Source organism: Sulfurimonas sp., from assembly GCF_028694605.1.
Lineage (GTDB): Bacteria > Campylobacterota > Campylobacteria > Campylobacterales > Sulfurimonadaceae > Sulfurimonas.
On sequence record NZ_JAQVKP010000006.1, the window covers coordinates 58,524 to 80,370 of the forward strand.

Below are 21,847 nucleotides of genomic sequence, written 5' to 3' on the forward strand. Positions count from 1 at the left end.
AAGTGAAAATTGCAATAGTTGAAGATGATATCAATATGAGAAAATCTCTTGAAATCGCAATGAGCGACTATAAAGAGTTTGAAGTCAAAACATTCAAAAATGCAAAAGATGCTCTCAAATCGCTTGATGCGACTTTTGACCTTATTATCACCGATATCAACATGCCGGGGATGGATGGCATCGAATTTGTCAAAACACTCGGCGGCAAGTTTGAAGTTATCATCATGACAGGCAACGCAACACTTCAAAGAGCCATAGAATCCATCCATCTTGGTGTTAAAGACTTTTTACTCAAGCCGTTTGATGTTGACACCCTTATAGCTGCTATCAAAAGAGAAGACAAGATACAAAAGGTGAAGAAAAACGCCGCAAAAGAGAGCAAAAAAAGTGACTTTGGCGGTTTTTACGGAACTTCAAAACCGCTTGAAGATGCACTCAAAATCGCAACCAAAGCAGCCAAAACAGACGCAACGGTTCTGCTTTTAGGGCAAAGCGGGGTCGGTAAAGAGGTATTTGCCTCATACATACACAACCATTCGCCAAGAGCTGCCAGACCTTTTGTAGCCATCAACATGGCAGCGATACCGGACAATCTCATAGAGAGCGAACTTTTTGGATTTGAAAAAGGCGCTTTCACTGATGCAACCGAGGCAAAAGCCGGGCAGTTTGAGCTTGCCGAGGGCGGAACGCTCTTTTTGGATGAGATAGGCGAGATGCCTTATGGCGTTCAAGCCAAACTTCTCCGCTCACTTCAAGAAAAAGAGGTTCGCAGACTAGGCTCTGCCAAGGGTATAAAAACAGATATAAGAGTTATCGCCGCAACAAATGCCAATTTGATGCAAAAAATTAAAGACGGCTCGTTTCGAGAAGATTTATACTACCGTCTAAACACGATTCCAATCACGATTCCGCCACTTTCAGAGCGAAAAGATGAAATATTGGCTATTGCACAAAAAGTTTTAGAGCAAAATTGTGTAAAATACGGTTTTGAATTAAAAAGATTCTCCGAGGAGTCACAAGAGCGTCTTTTAGCCTACAACTGGCCGGGAAATATCAGAGAACTCATCTCTGTAGTTGAGAGAGCAGTTATCTTAAGTGATAACGACGAGATAACCCCTCACGAGCTTCTTTTAGAGTTGCGCAGCGGTGTTAATAGTGATAAAAACAGATAAATTTAAAAGGAATAGATAATGTCAAAAAAGTATAATGTAGCAGTAGTCGGAGCAAATGGAGCAGTGGGAGAAGAGATACTCTCAATTTTAGAGGAAGTTGATTTTCCTATAAACAAAGTTGTTCCTCTTGCAAGCTCAAGAAGTGCCGGTAAAACTGTTACATTTGCGGGCAAGGATATTGTTATCAAAGAACTTACGGACGCTGTTTTTGAGGAAGAAGAGGTAGAGATAGCCCTCTTTTCGGCAGGCGGAAGTGTGAGTGCACAGTTTGCGCCATCAGCCGTGAGAGCAGGCGCTGTTGTCATAGACAACACTTCTCACTTTAGAATGGATGCAAACATTCCTCTTGTTGTGCCGGAAGTAAACCCTGAAGATATCGCGCAATGGAAAAAATCCGGCATCGTTGCAAACCCAAACTGCTCAACAATCCAGATGGTTCAGGTTCTAAAACCTCTTGATGAAGCCTACGATATTCAAAGAGTAGATGTCAGCACATATCAAGCAACATCAGGTGCAGGAAAAACAGCAATGGAGGAGCTGGTAAATCAGATGCAATCATTTTTTGCTTTTAAGCTTGATGAAGCAGAAGTTAAAGCATTTGCCCACCGCATCGCTCTTAATGTCATCCCTCAAATTGATAAGTTTTTAGATAACGGCTACACGAAAGAGGAGATGAAGATGGTCAATGAGACTACCAAAATCATGCACAAAGAAATTCCTCTAAGTGCTACTTGCGTTCGTGTTCCAACCCTTAGAGGGCATGCCGAGGCAGTGAGTGTCAAATTTGCTTGTGAAGTAGATGCGTCAGCTGCGAAAGAGATTTTAAAAAATGCTCCCAATGTTGTTCTTTTAGACAAACCAGAAGAGTCAATCTACCCGATGCCATCCATTGCATTAGAAAAAAATGAAACTTTTGTAGGAAGAATCAGAGTTGATAACTTTGACAAAACGATGCTTCATATGTTTATTGTAGCCGACAACCTGAGAGTCGGAGCGGCGACAAATGCAGTACGCATTGCACAGAAATGGATAGAGATGGAAGAGGAAAAGTAAAATGCTTGAAAAGTTCTTTGAAAACAGCCTATGGAGTTCAAGATTTATTATCGTTTTGGCTGTATTTTTTGGTCTTGTCGGTGCTGTTTTACTCTTTGTGGTTGCAAGTTTTGATGTCTATGAGACCGCAGTCTATGTTATCAACACCTATGTAACGCATGCACATCCCGAACACTTTCACGAAGAGGTTGTAGGCGGCATCATCGGTGCGGTTGACCTTTATCTTATAGGTGTTGTTATGATTATCTTCTCGTTTGGTCTTTATGAGCTTTTTATCTCAGATATAGACCCGGCAAAGGATGAGCATGGAGAGGAAAACCAACTTTTAGCAGTTCATTCACTCGACCAGCTTAAAGATAAGATTTCCAAAGTTATCGTTATGGTATTGGTTGTAGGATTTTTTCAAAAAGTGGGTCATACGACATATAGCGGTGCGCTTGATATGCTCTATCTTGCACTCTCAATCGCAGCGGTTGCAGTGGGTCTCTTCTTTTTAAGTAAAGTCGGGCACCACCATTAGTAAAAATTTAAAAAATGAACTATTTTAAGGACACACATGAGTAAAATATTTGTAGATGCATGCTTTGGTAAAGAGACACCTTACACTCCCGTTTGGATGATGAGACAAGCAGGACGCTATCTTCCTGAGTACATGGAAGTAAGAAAACAAGCAGGAAATTTTTTAAATCTTTGCCACAACCCAAAACTTGCTGCAGAGGTGACGCTTCAACCTGTTGATATTGTCGGCGTTGACGCTGCTATCCTTTTTAGCGATATCTTAGTTGTTCCAAATGAGATGGGAATGAAGCTTGATTTTCTTGCAGGAGAAGGACCTGTTTTTGATAAGCCTGTCAGAAATGAGGCAGATTTGAATGCACTTTTAGGCGGCGAAGAGGCAGCATCGAGACTTACTTATGTTTATGAGACCATAAAAATCATCAAAGAGCAACTAGCAGATGACAAGGCGCTTATCGGCTTTACCGGTGCGCCATGGACACTGGCAACGTATATGATAGAAGGTGAAGGCACAAAAACATACAACATCTGCAAAAAAATGATGTACGCAAACCCTGAACTTCTTCATAAAATACTTGCAAAAGTAACAGAAGTAGTAAAACTTTATATGGAAAAACAGATAGAAGCAGGAATCGATGTCGTTCAGATATTTGACTCATGGGCTGCTGCTATTGAGCCTGCAAAGTATGATGAGTTTTCATGGAAGTATATGGTAGAGATTGCAGAGTATCTAAAAGCAAAATATCCGCATATTCCTATCATCATGTTCCCAAAAGGTATTCCTGCATTTTTAGATAAGGTATATGGTAACTTTGATGTGTTTGGCGTTGACTGGTCAACCCCTATGGGACTAGCCAAAGAGAAACTTGGAGAGAAGTATGTGCTTCAAGGAAATATGGAGCCATGCCGCCTCTACTCCAAAGAGGCAACTACGCAGTGCGTAGAAGCACTCCAAAACATTATGGGCGGCAAAAGACATATCTTTAACCTAGGACATGGGATTTTACCTGATGTGCCGGTAGAAAATGCTAAACACTTTATCTCTGAATGCCACAGAGTCAGCAAAAAATAAGTGAAGACGATTTTTGGACCTATAAACTCAAGAAGATTCGGCTCTTCTTTGGGTATAGACCTTTCCCCTGCTCTAAAACAGTGCAATTTTGACTGCCTCTATTGTGAGCTTGCTCCAAGTGCTACCACAGATACGCAAAAGAGCATCGTGGAAGTATCTGCGATTATTAATGAACTAAAAGAGCATTTAAACGACCATATAGATGTCGTAACTATAACGGCAAACGGCGAACCGACTCTTTATCCATATCTTGACGAACTAATCGATGAGTTGAACAAAATCAAAAACGGTACTCAAACGCTTATACTTACTAACAGCGCGACCTTAATAGACAAAAAAGTTTTTAACTCACTCCTAAAACTTGATCAAGTAAAACTATCCCTTGATGCTGCTACAGACAATGTGTTTAAGAGAATCGACAGACCGCATACCGGCATTCAAATCGAAAAAATCATTGAAAAAGTCATAGAATTTAGCCATATTTTCCAAGGCAAACTCTTCATCGAGATACTTTTTGTTCATGGGCTTAACGATACAAAAGAGGAGATAAAAAAACTAAATGATATCCTCTTAAAAATGAATGTCACTAGGGTTGATTTAGGAACTATCGACAGACCCCCTGCGTACCCGGTCGTAGGACTAAGCTACAAAGAGCTATATGATGCTTCTCTTCTTTTTGACAGCTCACTGCCTATCCATATAGCCTCAAGAGTTCATGCAGAGCCAAATCACGCCAGCTATACAGAAGAAGAGATAGTAAACACGCTGGATAAAAGACCCCTAACCGCTGAAGATATAAATCTGCTTTTTGATGAAGATAGTAAAAAACGCCTAGAAAATCTCATCTCCTACAAAGAAATAATCACAAAAAAAGTAGGCAACTTAGAATTTTATATTTTACATGAAAATGAAAAGAGAAAACGGTTAAAAACGCACTAAAACCTTGACTTTTTGCTCTTCATAAAGTATAATTCCGCCCTATCAACATTCCGAATTAGCTCAGCGGTAGAGTAGGTGACTGTTAATCACTTGGCCACTGGTTCGAATCCAGTATTCGGAGCCACCACATTTACAATCACTCTTTTTTTTACGTGTAGTTCAGTAACAAAATTATCACATTTATCACATTTTTTATCCGTATATAAAAAAAATTATAATATTATGATAAAATTGCTCTACTGTATCATTAAAAAATCATAGTAGAGAAACCATGGAAAAAAACACTATTATTATTGTCGAAGATGATGAAATTACTGCACTTAATCTCAAACTTTCTCTACAAAAGCATGGATATAAGATTCTTGCTATTTGCGACACTGCTTCTGATGCGATGCAAAGTATTGAAAAGTATAAACCTCAAATTGTCATCATAGACATCTCTCTTCAGGAGGGAAATGATGGGATAACTCTAGGCAGAAAAATCGGCAAAAACTATCCAATTCCTTTTATTTATCTTACTTCTTACAGCGATGACGATATTATCACAGAAGCAATCACGACAGAACCTTACGGATATATTGTTAAGCCTTTCGACCCGTCTTCCCTGCACGCAACAATTCAAATGGCAATTTTTAAATTTGATATGGAATGCAAAAGAAGAGAGGATGCAAATGCATCTAAAATAGATGAAGAAATTGTGGAAAAACTTCTCTTTTCAAAAAGAGAAACAGACAGACCGATTGTTTCTTTTGGAGCTGTTTACTACATAGACATTGCAAAGAACGAAATATATTACAATACTCAGAAGCTCAAATTAACAAAAAAAGAGAATTCTATTTTACGTCTTCTTGTGGCAAAACTTGGAAGCGTGATTACTTTTGAACAAGCTATCAACTATGTCTGGAAAGAGGACGGAGCAACCGAAAACAGCATCCGCACACTTGTTTGGAGACTAAGAAGCAAACTCCCTACCGACATTATAAAGAATGCATCGGGGATTGGCTACTATATAGAAAGCTAAAGTTCAATTTTTATGAGCATTAGCCTGTCTCTGATATACTCGAACGCTTCTTCGTAATCAAAATCTTCTTTAAGCGATTTTGCCATTTTTTCTATATTTGCACTCTGCTCTTGTATATCTTCAAGTCTAAAATTACCGCTTGAACCTTTGATGCTATGTGCCATCAATGCTATGTTTTTGTAGTCTCTCGCCGCAATAGCATTCTGCAATTGAGGAAGCTGTGTGGACATTTTTTTAATGAAGAGATCTACTAACATCATCAGTTCATTTTGGCTTAACATCAGCTCCTCAGAGAGTTTTTGCGCATCCAACCCTTTTACACCGCTATTTTTTATAACCGGTTTTTCACTATAAGCACTCTCTTTGGAAACTTTTAGGTAGTGTGTAAACACCCTCTCCAACTCTTTAAGTACAATAGGCTTGCCCAAAAAGGAGTCAAATCCGCTCATCAGCCCTCTCTCACGTGCCCCTTTGATGACATTGGCAGTCAATGCAGAGACAGGAGTATGGCGCAATCCATTCTCTCTCTCGTATGCTAAAATCTCTTGTACGGCTATATTTCCATCCATAATCGGCATCTGCTCATCCATCAATACAAGGTCATATCTATTCTCTTTGTATAAACGAACAGCCTCTAAACCATTTGGCGCCAAATCGTATGTAAGCCCGTATTTGCCTAAGAGGATTTTAATAAGCTCTTGATTGGCTTCATTATCTTCTGCAACAAGGACATGCCCCTCAAATCTTAGAGCTTTTTCTACCCTTTGAGGAGAAACTACGTCCGGATTGAGCAACTCATCAAAAGTGCTTTTTATCTTTGAGCAGTAAAGCGGAAAACAGATACTTGTGATATGTGGGTATTGTTCGTAAATATCACTTGGTTTGTTTGTAAGAGAAATATACTTTTTATCTGAGTGAATAATCTGCTTTTTAAACTCCTCGTCAACACCCTCTTCCAAGAAAATAACAACATCATTGCTATCAACGATAGTATCAACCACTTTTATATTCATATCAAATATGCTAGAGTATTTTAAAAAAGAGTCTGATTTATAGTCATGCTGCAAATCTTTGAGATAAAACACGATTTGGAGTTTTTTTATGTCTTCTAAGTCATTAAATACTTGACATGTGTTATCGTGAATCTCTACAGGAAGTTCCGCCCAAAAAGTACTTCCTTCTTTAAGTTCAGAGCTTACATGAACGCTCCCGCCCATATGCTCTGCTAACTGATGGCAGATAGAGAGTCCAAGTCCCGTACCTACCATATGTTCAACTTCTCCTCCGCCCGCTTGCGTAAATGCGGTAAAAATATTGTTTATATCGCTCTTTGCTATCCCGATACCGTTATCACGTACACTTACTTTTAAGATTCTATCTCTGCAAGTGGCTTCAACGTGGATGTGTCCTCCGTTTCTGGTAAACTTAATCGCATTGCTTAAGAAGTTTGACAAAATTTGTTTTATTCTCAGGGAGTCAGCATAGAGTTCTTTAGATATTGCAGGGTCGATAAATGAGGTAATAGTAATATCTTTATGGTTTGCAGAAGCAACAAAAAGCTCCAATGTATGGCTGATTTCATTATGTATAGAAAAGATTCTGGGTTCAATGGTAAACTCACCGCTTCTAAGTTTTGAAAAGTCCAAAATATCATTAATGATGCTTAAGAGATTTTCCCCGCTGTTTAAAATAATCTCAAGATATTTTCTATGCTGTTTTGAGATATTTTGCTCCAGCAAAAGATCTACAAAGCCCAAAATAGCATTAAGAGGAGTTCGTATCTCGTGCGACATGTTAGATAAAAAGTACTCTTTTGCCTGCGAAGCTTTTTGTGCCTCAAGTCTTGCATCTATAAGCTTGGTAACATCATTTGCGATTGAGATATACTCTGTCGTGTTGTCATAGGGGTCTGTAATTTTAACAATGGTAACATCGACATAAAAATAGTCTCCGTTTTTCTTATTGTTTTTAATAGTGCCTCGAAAGATACCGTTATGCTCAAGCTGAAACCACAAGTCTCTAAAATACTCCTCCGGCATATCAGGGTGCTTTACGATGCTATGGTAACTCCCTATAAGCTCCCCTTCGCTGTACCCGCTAATTTTGATATATTTGTCGTTCACATAAGTTATTTGACCGTTTTTATCGGTCTTTGAGATAATCGAACTCTCATCAAGCGCTTTTTGGTACTCACTAAGAAGTTTGACATGCCTGTCTATCTCTTGCTCTTTTTGATAAATCGTATCCGTGTAGTATTTCAAAACACCTTTAAAATTTTTATCGAAAATGTATGAAATTTCATCAAAAATCTCTTGCGAATTAAATTTCATATCAAAAGTAAAACTTATCATTGCACGTCTAAAATGGCTACATATCTCAAAAAGCTCATCAGCTCTTATATCCCTGTCTTTTAGGTATGCCAAAAGACTCTGCATAATGGGGCAGTCTCCTATCTCGACTTCACCTGCAATGACACCCATAAAATAGTCAAATACGCCGCCTGCATAATCATCTAAAAACTGTTGTTTATCAATAGCATGAAGCTCCAGTATTCTTCGCGGTGATTCATAAGAGACCCATTTCAGAAGAATCGATTCCTTTGAAGCTATAAAAATTTTCCGTGTTTTTACAAGATAAGGGATTTTTTTTTCCATGGCGATTCCATCTGCTACATTATAAAATAGGAGAGAAGCATAACGACAGAGAGCTTAATCAAAAGAATAGCCGCCGTTCCTATGATATTTCCAATTTGACAGCTGGTGCATGAGGTAAACCGCTTGCCCTCGTACTGCGCATAAAAAATATAAATGATGTTTAGCCCGACGGAGGCGAGAAAAAGATAGCTCTGATAGTTAAAAAGTTGCCCTGAAGTGCTTTTTTCCGTAAATAGCGAACCAATCAGCAATGCCGCCATAACGACTAAAAGTGCATTTATAACCTTAACGATATAGTCCCTTTTAAAAACAGTAGGGCAACTTTGCGAAATCGCAATATCACTTCCATACTCCAGTTTTTTTTGAAACAGTTTTTTCTCTTCTTTGTCCAGTTTGTTAAAAAAACTTGATCCAAATGTGTAATCAATCTTTCTTTGCAGCAAGATACTCAAATCTCCGTCTGCTCTGAGTGAATGTTGAGCTCCGTCTCTGTCTTGATATACCAAACCTATCGCCTCGTATCTTGTAACTTTGGCACTTAGTTCCGGAAAATAAGCGGTCTTTTCAATGGTAGTTACTTTACCGCTTTGGCTTATGATACGTGGATTGATAAGTTCCAAAAAAGAGCCGTCGTCTTTTTTGACAACCACTATGTTATAGTAACTCCCTACTTGAAACGCAGCAAGTGCTTCTAGGGAGTTGGCTTTGATGGTCTCTTTTATATCTTCAATCAAAGAAAATATCTCTTCATCAAAAACTCTTACATCCGTCGCATACTCCACACTCGGCGGCGTAGGATAGGTAACTATTTCCCTAATCATCAAAAATGCGGCTAGTGACTTTTATTTACTACAATTAGCATTTTTATGTTAATAACTATAAAGCGAATCAACTGCCAAATTTTGCATGTTCTTAGCTTTATGGCAAAGCTTCCCGGTGTCATTGTCGTAAAATTATTGCCGTATGCTTTGATATTGTGCTCTGCTTTCTTTTCCATGTTTATATCTCCTCTATATATATTTTTTTATTCAGGAATCATCGTCCAGCCTGGTTTAAGCTTAGCTTTCCAGAGGAACAAGTGGTGAAGAATATGTTTTATCCAGTGTCCGGCAAGACCTATCTCACCAAAAGTATAATCTACATCACGACCGGTTCCTGGATACTTTTCAAAATCGGGAACAACAGGGTATATCGTCATAGCGGCAGCCGTTCCGTCAAATATACCTTTTCCTGCACTTGCCACGCACGCCGCACCCATGTGTGCCATAGAAGCTTCATGCAACGGCGCATCTTTGCCTTTTAAGATTCTATCACAGATGCTGTGTGCAACCGCTTTGCCGATGATGCCCGATGGCATACCTGTCCTTGGAGGAGTTGGACCTATCGGTGTCCCGTTTGGAGAACTCATAGGTTTTGAGATGGGATGAGGAGGTGCAAATGCTATACCGCAAGCAAAGAGGTTGTCATACGTCGGATTTTGGTATGTTTTTGGCCAGTCGCTTGCCTTCCAGTTATCGTAACTGCCCGCCGCATAGTTGGCATCCACCTTCATAAAGCCGTTTGGAGCAAAAACCGTGCTTGTGATATCTGAGCCGTCTTTAGCGTACGCTTTTAGCCCCACACCTGCAAACGGAGGGATGAGCATAGAGAAGTCAAACTCCTCTTCTCCCATAGAACCGTCAAGAAGTTCATAATGAACCTTTCCTTTTTCAACCTTGTTTACGTGCGCACCGATAATCCAGTCAACATTTCTCTCCGTAAAGAGCGATTCTGCAAAGATTTTTGAGCTGACTGCAAATCCCATGCTCTTCATATGAAGTCCGCCGACTCCAAAGTCGCCCAAAAACGACTCATTTGAAATCCATTTCAAATCAGCCATATCACGAACACCAGCTTTGTTTAGCTCATGTTCGATGTTGAAAATATACTCAAAAGCCGCACCTTGACATGTACACAAGCCATGTCCCGTACCGATGAGGAATTTTTGGCGCTCGCCCTTTTTCATCTTTTCTATGCATTTTTGGAACTCCTCATTTGCATGTACGGCATGGTCCGCGGTACAAACAGAGACCGTAAATTCGCCAAGACCGTTGGCATCGCCAAGTCCCGGAGTTGCTCCAAAGTTAAGTTTTGGACCCGTAGCGTTGATGAGATAGTCATACTCTACATTTTCACTCTCGCCCTCACGACCTGCAAGAGTGTATGAAATAGTGACAAAAGGTTTGTCACTTGTTTCACTCCCCTCAGGGTTGATAGAAACAGCTTTCGCCTGCTTATAAGTAATGCCTGCTTTTGCATACACAGGAGCCAAATCAAACGTAACGTCCTCTTTGCTCATGCCACCGACTCCAACCCAAATATTTGATGGAATCCAGTTCCACTTTGAATTTGGAGTTACAACAACAACCTCATGTGCCGAACCCAACCACTCCGCTGCAAAAGTTGCAGCGGTATGACCTGACACGCCTCCTCCTAAAACAACTACTCTAGCCATAAAAATATCCTTTTTACTAAAAGTCTAAAAACTTCGCTTTCATTCTATCTTAAAAAGGAAAAAAATAGTAGTTTAAAATAAGAAATAATTATTATATGATAATATTATATTATGTAAAAAGAAGCCGTAATTAGGACAATCTTCATTAGCAAATTTTATAATTTAATTATTTTACCAATAATTTCATAAACATTTTTTGAGATAGAGTGTGTAGAAACTACACGCTCAAGCTCTTTTAGCATCACGTTTTTGTTCTGTTCATTAAGCTTTTCATAAATTTTAAATGCTCCGGCAAGAGATGATGCCATCTGAGGGTTTATCTTGTCTATCTCTATGATTTTGTCCGCTACAAACTTGTAACCCAAACCATCTTTAGCATGGAAATATTTATAGTTTCTAGTAAATGTGCCGATAAGCGAGCGGACAAGATTTGGAACAAGTTCATTATAAACATCATCATTTTGAAGCGCCATAACTCTATCAAGTGTTCCTTCTCTATGCGAAGCCGCCAAAATGGAGAAATACTTTTGCATTACCAGCGTTTCGTTTTTATGTTTTTTGTAAAAATCATTGAACGCAACAGCCCCACGCATTGGCGAGATATTTTCCAAAACATCAAGCGCAGCGATTTTATCCGTCATCGTTATGGCATTGTTGTACTGCTCATGCGCTATGGCTGCCACCTCATCACTCTCAATGGAAGCCAGAAGTTTGAGCATGCGGTTTTTGAGACTTCTCTCACCTACACTTTGTGCATCCAGCTCTTTTGAGTACGGTTTGTGATTTTGCTCATAAAGTGCCAAAAGCTGTTCTTTGTATCTTTGTGCGAGATATTTTTGGAGCTTCTCTTTTGCCTCATAAATGCACTCAAAGTCGATAACTTCCTCTTTTTGCATAATCGCCGAGACACTTGGAAGCTCTAAAAGAAGCGCTTTGTAGGAGAGGTCAAGCGAACTCTCAAGCACATACCCATACGCCTCCACGTACGCCTCGTCTATCTCTCCGCCACGCATCAATGCCTGAATAACCTCAAGCGCAAAGGATTGCGCCGATTCATACTTGACAAAACTGTTTGTGTCATGCTGCATCAAAAAGGCATAATCGCTCTCTTTTTGCTCTATGATGATGGGAGCGGAAAAATCTCTGTTTAGAGACAAAACAGGCTTGGATGCAAGTTTGAAATGAAACTCTTCGCTCTCTTTTGAGATAAGAAGCGTTTTCTCCTCCACGATTTTGCCGCCCGCATCTAAAAGTGCCATTTTTAGCGGGTAAAAGCAAGGAAGTTGCTTGCTTCCATCGACTGCATTTGGGATAACCTGAGTAAGCGTGAGCGTATATCTGCCATCTTCAAACTTCTCATCCACCAAAAGTTTTGGCGTGCCTGACTGGTGGTACCATCTCTTAAAATGCTCCAAATCAAGCTTGCCCGCACTGCTCATCGCCCACAAAAAGTCATCCGTGCGTACCGCTTGTCCGTCAAACTTCTCAAAGTATAAATCCATCGCCTCTCTATACTTCTTTTCACCCAAAAGCGTGTGAAGCATGCGGATAACCTCTGCCCCTTTTTCATAGACCGTTGCGGTATAAAAGTTGTTTATCGCCATGTACGAATCGGGTTGGATGGGGTGTGCAGTGGGCGAGGCATCTTCCACAAACTGTCTCTCTCTTAGAGCCTTAACATCCTCTATGCGCTGCACCTCTTTGGAGTTCAAATCCGCAGAGAAGCACTGGTCACGAAAAACCGTCAATCCCTCTTTGAGTGTGAGCTGAAACCAGTCACGGCATGTGATGCGGTTGCCTGTCCAGTTATGAAAGTACTCATGGGCAATGACACTCTGAATCCCCATAAAGTTCGCATCCGTTGCACTCTCTTCATCCGCCAGAACATAAGCGGAGTTGAAGATATTTAGCCCCTTGTTTTCCATCGCACCCATGTTGAAGCTATCCACCGCCACTATGCTGTAGATGCTTAAATCATACTCCCGTCCATACACCTCTTCATCCCAGCTCATCGCCTCTTTAAGCGACTTCATGGCATGTTTGCATTTGGATTCGTTGCCTTTGTCTGTGTAGATGTAGAGCCTTACATATTTGGAACTTTTTGTGATAAACTTATCCTCCATAACGCCCAAATCTCCCGCAACAAGCGCAAAAAGGTAGGAAGGTTTCGGATGCGGGTCAAACCAAGTCACCCCGTGCCTGCCGTCATCAAGCCTAAAGTTGGACTCTCTGTTTCCGTTGCTAAGAAGTACGGGATAATGCCCTCTGTCCGCTACAAGCGTTGTTTTAAACACTGCCATAACATCGGGACGGTCTATATACGGGGTAATACGTCTAAAACCCTCAGGCTCATTTTGCGTACAAAAGATAGCTCCGGATTTGTAAAGCCCCTCAAGTTCGCTGTTGAGATGTGGGTAGATTTTGTTGATAACGATAACTTTAAATGTGTCTGGAACATTCAAAACTATCAAATGCTCCTCTTCGACCCGATAGCCGCTTGCATCAAGTTTTCTATCATCAAGATAAATTTCTAAAAGCTCAAGATGTACGCTATCAAGCACCAAATCTTTTACGCTTTTATCCATCTTTACGATTTGCATCAAGTTGGTTACTTGAGTATGTTCTTCAAAGAGTTCAAAAACCAAATCGCAAGTTTTGATAGTAAATTCAGGTACCTTATAATCTTTTAGGTAAATAGTTTCTACTTTATTCATATTGCTTCTTTTAAATTTTTTTATAATAATAGCATAAGGGTACCTCTAACACCCAAAAAAGTAGAAATGTAGTAAAATTACATCATAAAACAACAAAAGGCAAAAGCAGTGAGTATTTATAGAGAGTATGACATCAGAGGGATTTTTGAAAAAGAGTTGAATGAACAGAGCGTTACACGCATCGGGTATGCGCTTGCGTCAAAAATCAAGGGTGAATATGTTGCGGTCGGGTATGATGCGAGAAGCCATTCGCCTATCCTTTTTGAGTACCTTGTTCACGGACTAAATGCAGGAGGAAAAAAGGTTTTGGACATGGGCATGGTTCCAACACCCGTAAACTACTTTTGCAACTACAACGAGTTTGACGGTGTGCTTGCTTCTGCTTCTGTAATGATTACAGGCTCACACAACCCGAGCGAATACAACGGTTTTAAGGTCACCATAGATAAAGCTCCGTTTTTTGGCGAGCAGATTTATGCACTCGGGCGTGAATGTGAAGCGATGTCGAGTGTTCCTAACGCTGTTAGAGATGTGACAAAGATTGACGCAACTTCTCGTTATGTTGACTTTTTGGTAAGCGAGTTTGCACACCTCAAAGGGATGCCGACACGCATCGTTTATGACTGCGGCAACGGCGTGGCGGGCATCGTGACAGAGAGGATTTTTGCGGGACTTGGGCTACACACTAAAGGACTTTATGTTGACCCTGACGGAACATTTCCCAACCACCATCCAGACCCGTCCGATGAACACAATCTTGAAGATATAAAAGAGCTTCTTGCTAAAGATGGCGATATCGCTTTTGCTTATGACGGCGACGCAGACCGTATAGCAGTTCTCACCCATAAAAACAACATCAAGGGCGACATGATGGCTCTTTTATATGCGATGAAGATGGACAAACCGACGGTTGTGGGCGAGGTAAAATGTTCCCAAGTGATGTATGACGAGCTTGAGAAACGCGGTGCAAAAGCGGTCATGTACAAAACCGGACACTCAAATCTTAAAGTAAAGATGCAAGAGATAGAAGCGGATTTGGCGTGTGAAGTGAGCGGACATGTATTTTTCAAAAACCGCTATTTCGGTTATGATGATGCAATCTACGCAACGCTTCGTATGTTAGAGCTTGTTCATGACGGGGTTGACCTTGATGCAGAGCTTGCAAAACTTCCACAGGTTTTCTCAACAGAAGAGATAAAAGTAAAAACAACCGAAGCCGAGAAGTTTAAAATCATCGACAAAGTAAAAGAGCTTCTTAAAAACCCTCCTGCATCTTTTCCTGCTATCAAAAACATCATTGATGTGGACGGCGTGCGTATCAACTTTGCGCATGGATGGGGATTGGTACGTGCTTCCAACACAACGCCTATCTTGGTAACCCGTTTTGAAGCGACCTCAAAAGAAGAGGCAAAAGAGTATGAAGAGGCGATTAATGCGCTTATCTTAGAGGCAAAAAACGCTCTTTAAAAAGAGTTTTGCTATAATTGCGCCAATATTGTGATAGAAAATAAAGGATAAACGATGAAAACTCATACACTTTTGATGCCTTTGGACATGCACCTGCACCTGCGAGACGGCGTGATGCTTGAAAACATTGCACCTTTGAGTGCATACAGTTTCAGTGGTGGTTTGGTTATGCCAAATCTTGTGCCTCCAGTTGTATCACTTGAAGAGATAAAAGCCTATAAAGCACGTATTATGGCATCTGTGCCAAACAACTTCTTTGAGCCTTACATGACACTTTTTTACAAAAACTATGACAAAAAGTTTCTCACAAGCGTGGCGGAGCATATTGTGGCTATAAAACTCTATCCGGCGGGGATTACAACCAACTCAGAGGGCGGAGTTTCATCATTTGACATAGAAGAGATGCGTCCGACACTTGAAGCTATGAGCGTGCTTGGCATTCCTCTTTGCGTGCATGGCGAGACGGATGGTTTTGTGATGGACAGAGAGGCGGAGTTTATGTCTATCTATGAGCTTTTGGCGCAAAACTTCCCTGATTTAAAAATCATAATGGAGCATATAACCACAAAAGAGGCGGTGGCGATGCTGGATAAGTACGAAAACCTCTATGCGACCATTACCGTGCACCATCTTCTTTTTACCCTCAATGATGTCGTGGGCGGCATGATGATGCCGCACAACTTCTGCAAGCCCATCGCAAAACGTCCTGAAGATTTGGATGCACTCTTAAGCGTTGCACTTGAAGCGCATCCAAAAGTGATGTTTGGTTCAGACTCAGCGCCGCATCCAAAAGAGAAAAAAGAGTGTTCCGGATGTGCGGCGGGTGTCTTTAGCGCACCAATCGCTCTGCAAATCCTCTGTGAAATCTTTGAACAATACAACAAGCTTGAAAACTTACAGGCATTTGTAAGCGACAACGCACAAAGCATCTACAAAATCTGTCCTGAGTTTAAAGAGATAGTTTTAGAAAAACGCCCTTTTGTCGTGCCGCCACACTACAGCAATGTCGTTCCGATGCTTGCAAACCAAACAATCAACTGGGCCATAAGAAGCGTTGAGTAAGGTTTTACTCCTTGAAGATGACCTGCTTTTTGCAGAGTCTCTTGTTGATTTGCTTGAAGAAAACGGCTTTGAGGTTGTTCACGTTGCAAATGGGCATAGTGCACTAGAGAAAACATTTGCGCAAAAGTTTGACCTCTATCTGCTTGATATCAATGTACCACTGGTTGACGGTAACACTCTTTTGCAAGAGCTGCGTGATGCAAAAGACACCACCCCCGCCATTTTTGTCACCTCCCACAAAGACAAAGAGATGCTCAAAAAAAGTTTTCTTTGCGGTGCAGATGATTTTGTCACAAAGCCTTTTGATAATGACGAACTTCTGCTTAGAGTATCCGCACTTCTTAAAAGAGCAAAGAGCGAGAGTGTCTCATGTATCGGACTGCTTTGCAACGATGCTCTGCATAAACGCTTTTTATACAACAACCAAGAGCTTGATCTCTCCAAAAAAGAGTATGAGCTTCTCTTGCTTCTTGTCAAACATGTAAACGCAACAGTGCCAAAAGAGATGATTTTGGATACGCTTTGGAGCAGCAGCGAGGGCGGGAGCGAGGGGGCATTGCGAGTTTATATCAACCGTATCAAACAGCTTCTTCCACAACTTAGCATAGAAAATATTCGCGGTATCGGATACAAACTTGTTTCGTAATCTCGGTATCGCTGTCTTTCTCTTCTATGTTCTAAGTGTCACGGCTCTTTTGGGGGTGCTTTACTATTTTGTAGTTTTTGTACAGCTGCAAAATCTTTTGCCGCTCTTTGCGATTTTGCTCACGCTTACACTCTTTGGAGGCTTTGTTATCGCCAAGCTCTCCATCGACCCGCTTGCAGAGTACATCAAAAATCTGCAAAATCTCTCCACCGAGACGCTCCACGAACTCAACCTTCCCATCAGCACCATCAAGACAAATATCGGTATGCTCAAAAATGCTCTTGCAAGCGAAAAGGAACAAAAAAGAGCGCAGAGAATCGAGAGTGCGTGTGAGATGCTCCAACAGCGTTACAACGAACTTGACTATATGATAAAGCTTCAAAGTGCAAACATTACGCACGAGACTATCGCACTTGACGAACTTGTCCAAAACAGAGTTGCCTTTTTGAAACAAATCTACCAGCACATCACATTTTCGCTTGAACTCGCACCCTTACAGATACAAAGCGACAGGGTGGGCTTATCTAAAGTCATTGACAATCTTTTGGACAATGCAGTAAAATATTCACTAAATATTCACAAAATAGATATAACATTGCACGACCAATCGCTCGCCATCAAAGATTATGGCTGCGGGATGGATGAAGTAGAACTTTTAAAGATATTTGACAGATATTATCAAAGTAACCAAAATATGCGAGGCTTTGGAATCGGGCTAAGTATGGTAAAGCGCTTTTGTGATACAAACAACATCTTGCTTGGCTTCAAATCCAAAGTAGGCGACGGCACGACAGTAACATTAACATTTAAGGAAAAATAGATGCAAAACGGTATCTTGGCGTATGCGGAAGCAACATTAGACTACGGAGTTATGGGGCTTCTTCTGCTTATGAGCGTTATCACTCTTTGGCTATTTATAGAGCGTATGATGTTTTATAGCTCACTGCGCTTAGGCGATTATGACAACAGAGACACGCTGGAGATGGAGCTTACAAACAACCTCAGCGTTATCAGTGTGATTGGCTCAAATGCTCCATACGTTGGGCTTTTAGGAACAGTCATAGGGATAATGCTTACGTTTTACACAATGGGTGAGGTCGGTACGATTGATGCAAAAAAGATTATGGTAGGTCTTGCCCTTGCACTAAAAGCTACGGCTATGGGACTTGTGGTTGCGATGCCTGCTATCATTTTTTACACTATGCTTTTGCGCAAAGTAGAGAAGATTTTGACCCATTTTGATGTTATGCAAGAAAAAAAACAAGTAACGAACAATGGCTAAATTCAAAAAGCAGAGAAAACGTTTTGACGAGATAAATGTTATCCCCTTTATCGACATCATGCTTGTTCTCTTAGTGATGGTTCTTACAACCGCAACATTTGTCAACCAAGGCATTATCCCCATAGAGCTTCCCAAAGCAAAAGCCTCAAAAAAAGAGGATACAAAGCAGGAAGTTACCGTTTATGTCAATGACAAAGGAGAGATGTTTTTTGAAAAAGAGATGGTTGACTTGAAAACTCTTGAGACAAAACTCTCCGCACTCTCAAAAGAGCAGACGGTCGTTCTTAGAAGCGACAAAGAGTCAAGATTTCAAGACTTTGTGAGCGTGATGGACATACTAAAACGCCTTAACCATGAACAGCTTTACATTGTGACAAAAGAGTAGTTAGTACCCCTTCTCTAAGAGCTTAAATTGCGGTTTTGAACTATTTTGTTCATCGCTGCGCTCTTGTTTCCTCTCTTTTTTACCCTCTTGTTCAAAAACTCTTTGCTCGACCACTTCAACATCATGAAAAAGAGATGTAGCAAAAAAGAAAAGAATCATAATTATTACGACACTCACATATAACACAACATAATTTTTAATATGACCTGTTTCAAAGGGATTTTGCATATTTTCTCCAAAGTTACTATCTGTTGTTACGCACTAAAACGAACTCGTCCGTTTTAGTGGCAGGGACTAAAGTCCCTAGAACCCCCTAAAGCTACGAAAAACTATGTTTTTCGAGACTCACAATGTGCTTACAAACTTTTTACAAAAGTACGTAAGGTCAGTTACTACATCCAAAATTATAATCAAAAAAGAAGTTTAAAAAGTTGAATTACATATTTTTTATGTTACCATAATCAAAAAAGAGGGGATGTTTATGCAATCAACAAAATTTAAAGGAACAAAAGTTACTCTTGTAGGAGATGCCATTGGGGTTGGAGATACTGCTCCGGTGGTAACGGCTATCGGAACAGATCTTAACGATGTAGAAATCGGCGGTGCAAAGGACAAAATTCAGCTTATCGTTACAGTTCCCTCACTCGACACAGACACATGTGCGGCAGAGACAAGAAGATTTAACGAGGATGTAAACAACCTCGACATCTGCGAAACAACCGTTGTCTCTATGGACTTGCCGTTTGCTTCGGAGCGTTTTTGTACTACTTCAGGCATTGAAAACCTAACGGTTGTGAGTGACTACATCGACAAAAGCGTAAGCCTTGCGTATGGTGTTTTGATGGATGACAACAAACTCAAAGGTCTTAGCGCCAGAGCGGTCTTTGTAGTTGATAGAAGCGGAACTATAGTCTATAAAGAAATAGTTCCGGAAGTAACATCTGAGCCAGACTATGAAGCGGCTCTTGAAGCGATAAAGCAGGCGAGATAGCCATTGAAAATTTTTCTCTTTTTAGTTTTTGCACTATTTTTACAGGCAGATGAAATTAAAAAAAACAGCTTAGTGATAAGCGGTGCAACAACCATTCAGTCCATCATAGAAGAGCTTGCAAAACCGTACTTTGATGCTATGAAAATCGAGCTTGTAGTCGAGGGAGGCGGAAGCGAAGGCGGGTTAAAAAAACTAAAAGAAAAAATGGCGGATATTGCCATGGTTTCAAGAGATTTGAGCCAAGAAGAGAAAAGCCGCTATGAGTACGTAACTATCGCTTATGATGCAGTAGCGATAATACATACCAACAGTGAGCCAAATCTTACCCTTACAAAAGAGATGCTTATCAAAATCTATAACGGAACTATAAAAGAGTGCAAAGAGATAGGCTGGAAATGTGATAACATAACTGTTATCTCAAAAGCCATAGACAGAGGAACATTAGCTACTTTTGAAGCATACACGGGTCTAATAAGTCCTCGCCACAAAAATTTACCTATAAATGTAAAACTTATCAGAGCAGATGCGTGGGAAGCTGAGTCAAACATAAACTCACTTCTTTGGGTCTGCGGACTTAAAAACTCTATCGGCTATGTCTCTTATGGCGAGGCTAAACGCTATCAAGACATGTCATATCCTATTCATATCAGCAGCATTGAGGGTGTATTCCCATCTATAGAAACGATTAAAAACAGGCACTATCCTCTTATACGGGAGCTAAACCTTGTTTGGAATAAAGATAATAAAAAAGCAGCCCAATTTATCGAATGGAGCAAAAATCAGCTATTTAAACAAACAGTAGAGAAACTTGGTTTTGTGGCGGTAGAAAGATGAAGACAAGATGCTCCTATTGTACCCTATGGCTTCCTACGCTTCTTACAAGCATCGCGACCATACTCAGCTTCTTGGCTATGTACTTTTTTCTCCATTTCAACATAAATGCTATGATAAAAGCACATGAGCACTCTGCAGAATTGACAAAAAATATAGAAAAAATGATTTCATCAACGCTCAATGCCACATTTTTGGAAAATGATGAAGTATTTTTAAGAGCGGTTAATCTCTCAAATCGGATATATGATGAGATGGTAGAACTCAAAAAGAGCTCATCTTATGACACCTCTTCCTTGATGGAGAGCTATAAACAACTCTACAAGATACTTATAAGTGCTGTCTCCTACTCAAAAGAAAATCGCTTGGAAGATGCAAAAAATGCACTTGAAGAGGTAAGCATTTATACCCTTCATCTTGGAAAACAGACAGAAAAACTAAACAACTATTTTATGGAACAAGAAGAGAATGCAGAAAAAGCATTTGCGTTGCTTATCGTTATTTTGGCGTTAACTCTTTTATCTGTTGCACTTTTCAACGGTCTTTATCTTATCCCAAAACGAGTTATCCGTCCACTTGAAGAGTTTGGCGAAAAACTGCAAAAAAACGAAGAGAAGTACCGCATTGTTGCAAATTGGACATACGACTGGGAGTATTGGGTAGGAAAAGAGAAGGAGATTATCTTTATGACCCCCTCAGTTGAGAGAATAACCGGCTATACCGCACAACAGTTTATAAACAGTCCTTCTCTTTTAACTACCATTATCCACCCTGATGATATGTCTCTTTGGATGCAGCACGTCAAAGAGGCACATCTTCCAAACAGACCGGAAGAGGACGCACAGGGTGTGGAATTTCGAGTTATTACAAAAGATGGGCATGTAGTCAACATAGACCACATCTGTCGTCCTGTCTATAATGAAAACAAAGAGTTCTTAGGAGTGCGCGTGGCAAATCGTGACGTCACCGTAAAGATGAGCATCCTTAATGAACTTAAAGAAAAAAACATCCTCTTAGACACACTTGCAACAACCGATGAGCTTAGCGGACTTTACAATCGCCGCTATTTTAATGAGGCTTTTGAGAGAGAAATAGAGCGTGTCAAACGCATGAGGACAACACTCTCTATCATCATGTGTGATATCGACTATTTTAAATACTACAACGACACATACGGACATCAGATGGGCGATGGTGTAATCCAAAAAGTTTCAGCTGTACTAAAATCATCGTTTAGTCGGAAAATGGATATTGTTGCACGTTATGGCGGAGAAGAGTTTGTTATTCTTCTTCCATCCACTCCCCCAGAAGAGATTAAAAGATTGGTAGAAAAAGCAAGAATTGGAGTTGTAGCGCTTGGCATAGAGCATAAAGACTCAAAAACTGCGCCATTTGTAACCATGAGCTTTGGAATTATAAATTGTCTGCCAGACGCCTCTTTGCATCCGGACAAACTACTTAAAATAGCAGATGATTCACTCTATGAAAGCAAAAGAAAAGGGAGAAACTGCGCAACATTCGTAGAGTGTTAACACTTAATGGGGGCAT

The 21,847-nt window shown here is 40.4% G+C and carries 21 protein-coding genes and 1 tRNA gene; 16 read left to right on the forward strand and 6 right to left on the reverse strand.

Annotated elements, in window-relative coordinates; genetic code table 11:
• The first annotated feature begins 2 nt into the window (after positions 1-2).
• The 7 genes from PHY84_RS04880 to PHY84_RS04910 all read left to right on the forward strand — a co-directional run bounded on the left by PHY84_RS04880 (position 3) and on the right by PHY84_RS04910 (position 5,773).
• A complete protein-coding gene (locus PHY84_RS04880; RefSeq protein ID WP_299858236.1) occupies positions 3-1,172 on the forward strand; it encodes a sigma-54 dependent transcriptional regulator in 1,170 nt (389 codons plus the stop codon).
• 18 nt (positions 1,173-1,190) lie between these two features.
• Positions 1,191-2,225 (forward strand): aspartate-semialdehyde dehydrogenase, encoded by a 1,035-nt coding sequence (locus tag PHY84_RS04885; RefSeq protein ID WP_299858237.1) that lies wholly within the window; start codon positions 1,191-1,193, stop codon positions 2,223-2,225.
• A 1-nt stretch (position 2,226) separates the two neighbouring features.
• Positions 2,227-2,745 carry a YqhA family protein gene (locus PHY84_RS04890; protein ID WP_299858238.1) on the forward strand — a complete coding sequence of 173 codons (519 nt, stop codon included), beginning with the start codon at positions 2,227-2,229 and terminating at the stop codon, positions 2,743-2,745.
• A 36-nt stretch (positions 2,746-2,781) separates the two neighbouring features.
• The gene (hemE, locus tag PHY84_RS04895; RefSeq protein ID WP_299858239.1) at positions 2,782-3,813 is read left to right on the forward strand and encodes a uroporphyrinogen decarboxylase; all 1,032 of its coding nucleotides are present in this window, start codon (positions 2,782-2,784) and stop codon (positions 3,811-3,813) included.
• Positions 3,814-4,752, forward strand: a complete 939-nt coding sequence (locus PHY84_RS04900; RefSeq protein ID WP_299858240.1) for a radical SAM protein — start codon at positions 3,814-3,816, stop codon at positions 4,750-4,752.
• Positions 4,753-4,801: 49 nt separating this feature from the next.
• Positions 4,802-4,876 (forward strand) — tRNA-Asn (locus PHY84_RS04905).
• Between the two features lie 147 nt (positions 4,877-5,023).
• Entirely contained in the window at positions 5,024-5,773 is a 750-nt protein-coding gene (locus PHY84_RS04910) for a response regulator (protein WP_299858241.1), read from the forward strand.
• On the opposite strand, the gene PHY84_RS04915 is transcribed toward PHY84_RS04910, so the two are convergent.
• The 5 genes from PHY84_RS04915 to pepN all read right to left on the reverse strand — a co-directional run bounded on the left by PHY84_RS04915 (position 5,770) and on the right by pepN (position 13,635).
• On the reverse strand, positions 5,770-8,427 hold the full coding sequence (locus PHY84_RS04915; RefSeq protein ID WP_299858242.1) for an ATP-binding protein: 2,658 nt from the start codon (positions 8,425-8,427) through the stop codon (positions 5,770-5,772). The genes PHY84_RS04910 and PHY84_RS04915 overlap by 4 nt on opposite strands.
• A gap of 14 nt (positions 8,428-8,441) precedes the next feature.
• Positions 8,442-9,248, reverse strand: a complete 807-nt coding sequence (locus tag PHY84_RS04920; RefSeq protein ID WP_299858243.1) for a peptide deformylase — start codon at positions 9,246-9,248, stop codon at positions 8,442-8,444.
• An 11-nt stretch (positions 9,249-9,259) separates the two neighbouring features.
• Positions 9,260-9,424, reverse strand: a complete 165-nt coding sequence (locus PHY84_RS04925; protein WP_299858245.1) for a hypothetical protein — start codon at positions 9,422-9,424, stop codon at positions 9,260-9,262.
• A gap of 27 nt (positions 9,425-9,451) precedes the next feature.
• Positions 9,452-10,921 carry an FAD-dependent oxidoreductase gene (locus PHY84_RS04930; protein WP_299858246.1) on the reverse strand — a complete coding sequence of 490 codons (1,470 nt, stop codon included), beginning with the start codon at positions 10,919-10,921 and terminating at the stop codon, positions 9,452-9,454.
• A 155-nt stretch (positions 10,922-11,076) separates the two neighbouring features.
• Positions 11,077-13,635 carry an aminopeptidase N gene (gene pepN / locus PHY84_RS04935; protein ID WP_299858247.1) on the reverse strand — a complete coding sequence of 853 codons (2,559 nt, stop codon included), beginning with the start codon at positions 13,633-13,635 and terminating at the stop codon, positions 11,077-11,079.
• Between the two features lie 108 nt (positions 13,636-13,743).
• Here pepN and PHY84_RS04940 point away from each other — a divergent pair, with 108 nt between their 5' ends.
• Genes PHY84_RS04940 through exbD form a run of 6 tightly spaced genes read left to right on the forward strand, consistent with a single transcriptional unit; the run spans position 13,744 to position 18,477 of the window.
• Positions 13,744-15,102, forward strand: a complete 1,359-nt coding sequence (locus PHY84_RS04940) for a phosphomannomutase/phosphoglucomutase (protein ID WP_299858248.1) — start codon at positions 13,744-13,746, stop codon at positions 15,100-15,102.
• Between the two features lie 54 nt (positions 15,103-15,156).
• Positions 15,157-16,164 (forward strand): dihydroorotase, encoded by a 1,008-nt coding sequence (gene pyrC, locus PHY84_RS04945; protein WP_299858249.1) that lies wholly within the window; start codon positions 15,157-15,159, stop codon positions 16,162-16,164.
• A complete protein-coding gene (locus PHY84_RS04950) occupies positions 16,157-16,810 on the forward strand; it encodes a response regulator transcription factor (RefSeq protein ID WP_299858250.1) in 654 nt (217 codons plus the stop codon). Before pyrC ends, PHY84_RS04950 begins: the two co-directional genes overlap by 8 nt.
• Positions 16,800-17,630, forward strand: coding sequence for a HAMP domain-containing sensor histidine kinase (locus tag PHY84_RS04955; protein ID WP_299858251.1), 831 nt, complete (start codon positions 16,800-16,802; stop codon positions 17,628-17,630). The genes PHY84_RS04950 and PHY84_RS04955 overlap by 11 nt, the downstream gene beginning before the upstream one ends.
• Entirely contained in the window at positions 17,631-18,092 is a 462-nt protein-coding gene (exbB, locus tag PHY84_RS04960; RefSeq protein ID WP_299858252.1) for a TonB-system energizer ExbB, read from the forward strand. It abuts the gene before it with no gap.
• The gene (gene exbD, locus PHY84_RS04965; RefSeq protein WP_299858253.1) at positions 18,085-18,477 is read left to right on the forward strand and encodes a TonB system transport protein ExbD; all 393 of its coding nucleotides are present in this window, start codon (positions 18,085-18,087) and stop codon (positions 18,475-18,477) included. The genes exbB and exbD overlap by 8 nt, the downstream gene beginning before the upstream one ends.
• Here exbD and PHY84_RS04970 read toward each other — a convergent pair whose 3' ends face one another.
• On the reverse strand, positions 18,478-18,705 hold the full coding sequence (locus PHY84_RS04970; RefSeq protein WP_299858254.1) for a hypothetical protein: 228 nt from the start codon (positions 18,703-18,705) through the stop codon (positions 18,478-18,480).
• 253 nt (positions 18,706-18,958) lie between these two features.
• Between PHY84_RS04970 and tpx the strand changes: the two genes are divergently transcribed.
• From tpx to PHY84_RS04985, 3 genes are read left to right on the forward strand one after another with little or no spacing between them, the layout of a single operon-like run.
• Positions 18,959-19,468 (forward strand): thiol peroxidase, encoded by a 510-nt coding sequence (gene tpx, locus PHY84_RS04975; protein ID WP_299858255.1) that lies wholly within the window; start codon positions 18,959-18,961, stop codon positions 19,466-19,468.
• A 3-nt stretch (positions 19,469-19,471) separates the two neighbouring features.
• A complete protein-coding gene (locus PHY84_RS04980) occupies positions 19,472-20,302 on the forward strand; it encodes a substrate-binding domain-containing protein (RefSeq protein WP_299858256.1) in 831 nt (276 codons plus the stop codon).
• Positions 20,299-21,831 carry a diguanylate cyclase gene (locus PHY84_RS04985; protein ID WP_299858257.1) on the forward strand — a complete coding sequence of 511 codons (1,533 nt, stop codon included), beginning with the start codon at positions 20,299-20,301 and terminating at the stop codon, positions 21,829-21,831. Before PHY84_RS04980 ends, PHY84_RS04985 begins: the two co-directional genes overlap by 4 nt.
• Positions 21,832-21,847 lie beyond the last annotated feature (16 nt).

Coding starts and splice junctions, on each gene's coding strand:
- PHY84_RS04885 (WP_299858237.1), top strand. CDS start 1,191: ATGTCAAAAAAGTATAATGTAGCAGTAGTCGGAGCAAATGGAGCAGTG.
- PHY84_RS04890 (WP_299858238.1), top strand. CDS start 2,227: ATGCTTGAAAAGTTCTTTGAAAACAGCCTATGGAGTTCAAGATTTATT.
- hemE (WP_299858239.1), top strand. CDS start 2,782: ATGAGTAAAATATTTGTAGATGCATGCTTTGGTAAAGAGACACCTTAC.
- PHY84_RS04910 (WP_299858241.1), top strand. CDS start 5,024: ATGGAAAAAAACACTATTATTATTGTCGAAGATGATGAAATTACTGCA.
- PHY84_RS04915 (WP_299858242.1), bottom strand. CDS start 8,427: ATGGAAAAAAAAATCCCTTATCTTGTAAAAACACGGAAAATTTTTATA.
- PHY84_RS04920 (WP_299858243.1), bottom strand. CDS start 9,248: ATGATTAGGGAAATAGTTACCTATCCTACGCCGCCGAGTGTGGAGTAT.
- PHY84_RS04925 (WP_299858245.1), bottom strand. CDS start 9,424: ATGGAAAAGAAAGCAGAGCACAATATCAAAGCATACGGCAATAATTTT.
- PHY84_RS04930 (WP_299858246.1), bottom strand. CDS start 10,921: ATGGCTAGAGTAGTTGTTTTAGGAGGAGGCGTGTCAGGTCATACCGCT.
- pepN (WP_299858247.1), bottom strand. CDS start 13,635: ATGAATAAAGTAGAAACTATTTACCTAAAAGATTATAAGGTACCTGAA.
- pyrC (WP_299858249.1), top strand. CDS start 15,157: ATGAAAACTCATACACTTTTGATGCCTTTGGACATGCACCTGCACCTG.
- exbB (WP_299858252.1), top strand. CDS start 17,631: ATGCAAAACGGTATCTTGGCGTATGCGGAAGCAACATTAGACTACGGA.
- exbD (WP_299858253.1), top strand. CDS start 18,085: ATGGCTAAATTCAAAAAGCAGAGAAAACGTTTTGACGAGATAAATGTT.
- PHY84_RS04970 (WP_299858254.1), bottom strand. CDS start 18,705: ATGCAAAATCCCTTTGAAACAGGTCATATTAAAAATTATGTTGTGTTA.
- tpx (WP_299858255.1), top strand. CDS start 18,959: ATGCAATCAACAAAATTTAAAGGAACAAAAGTTACTCTTGTAGGAGAT.
- PHY84_RS04985 (WP_299858257.1), top strand. CDS start 20,299: ATGAAGACAAGATGCTCCTATTGTACCCTATGGCTTCCTACGCTTCTT.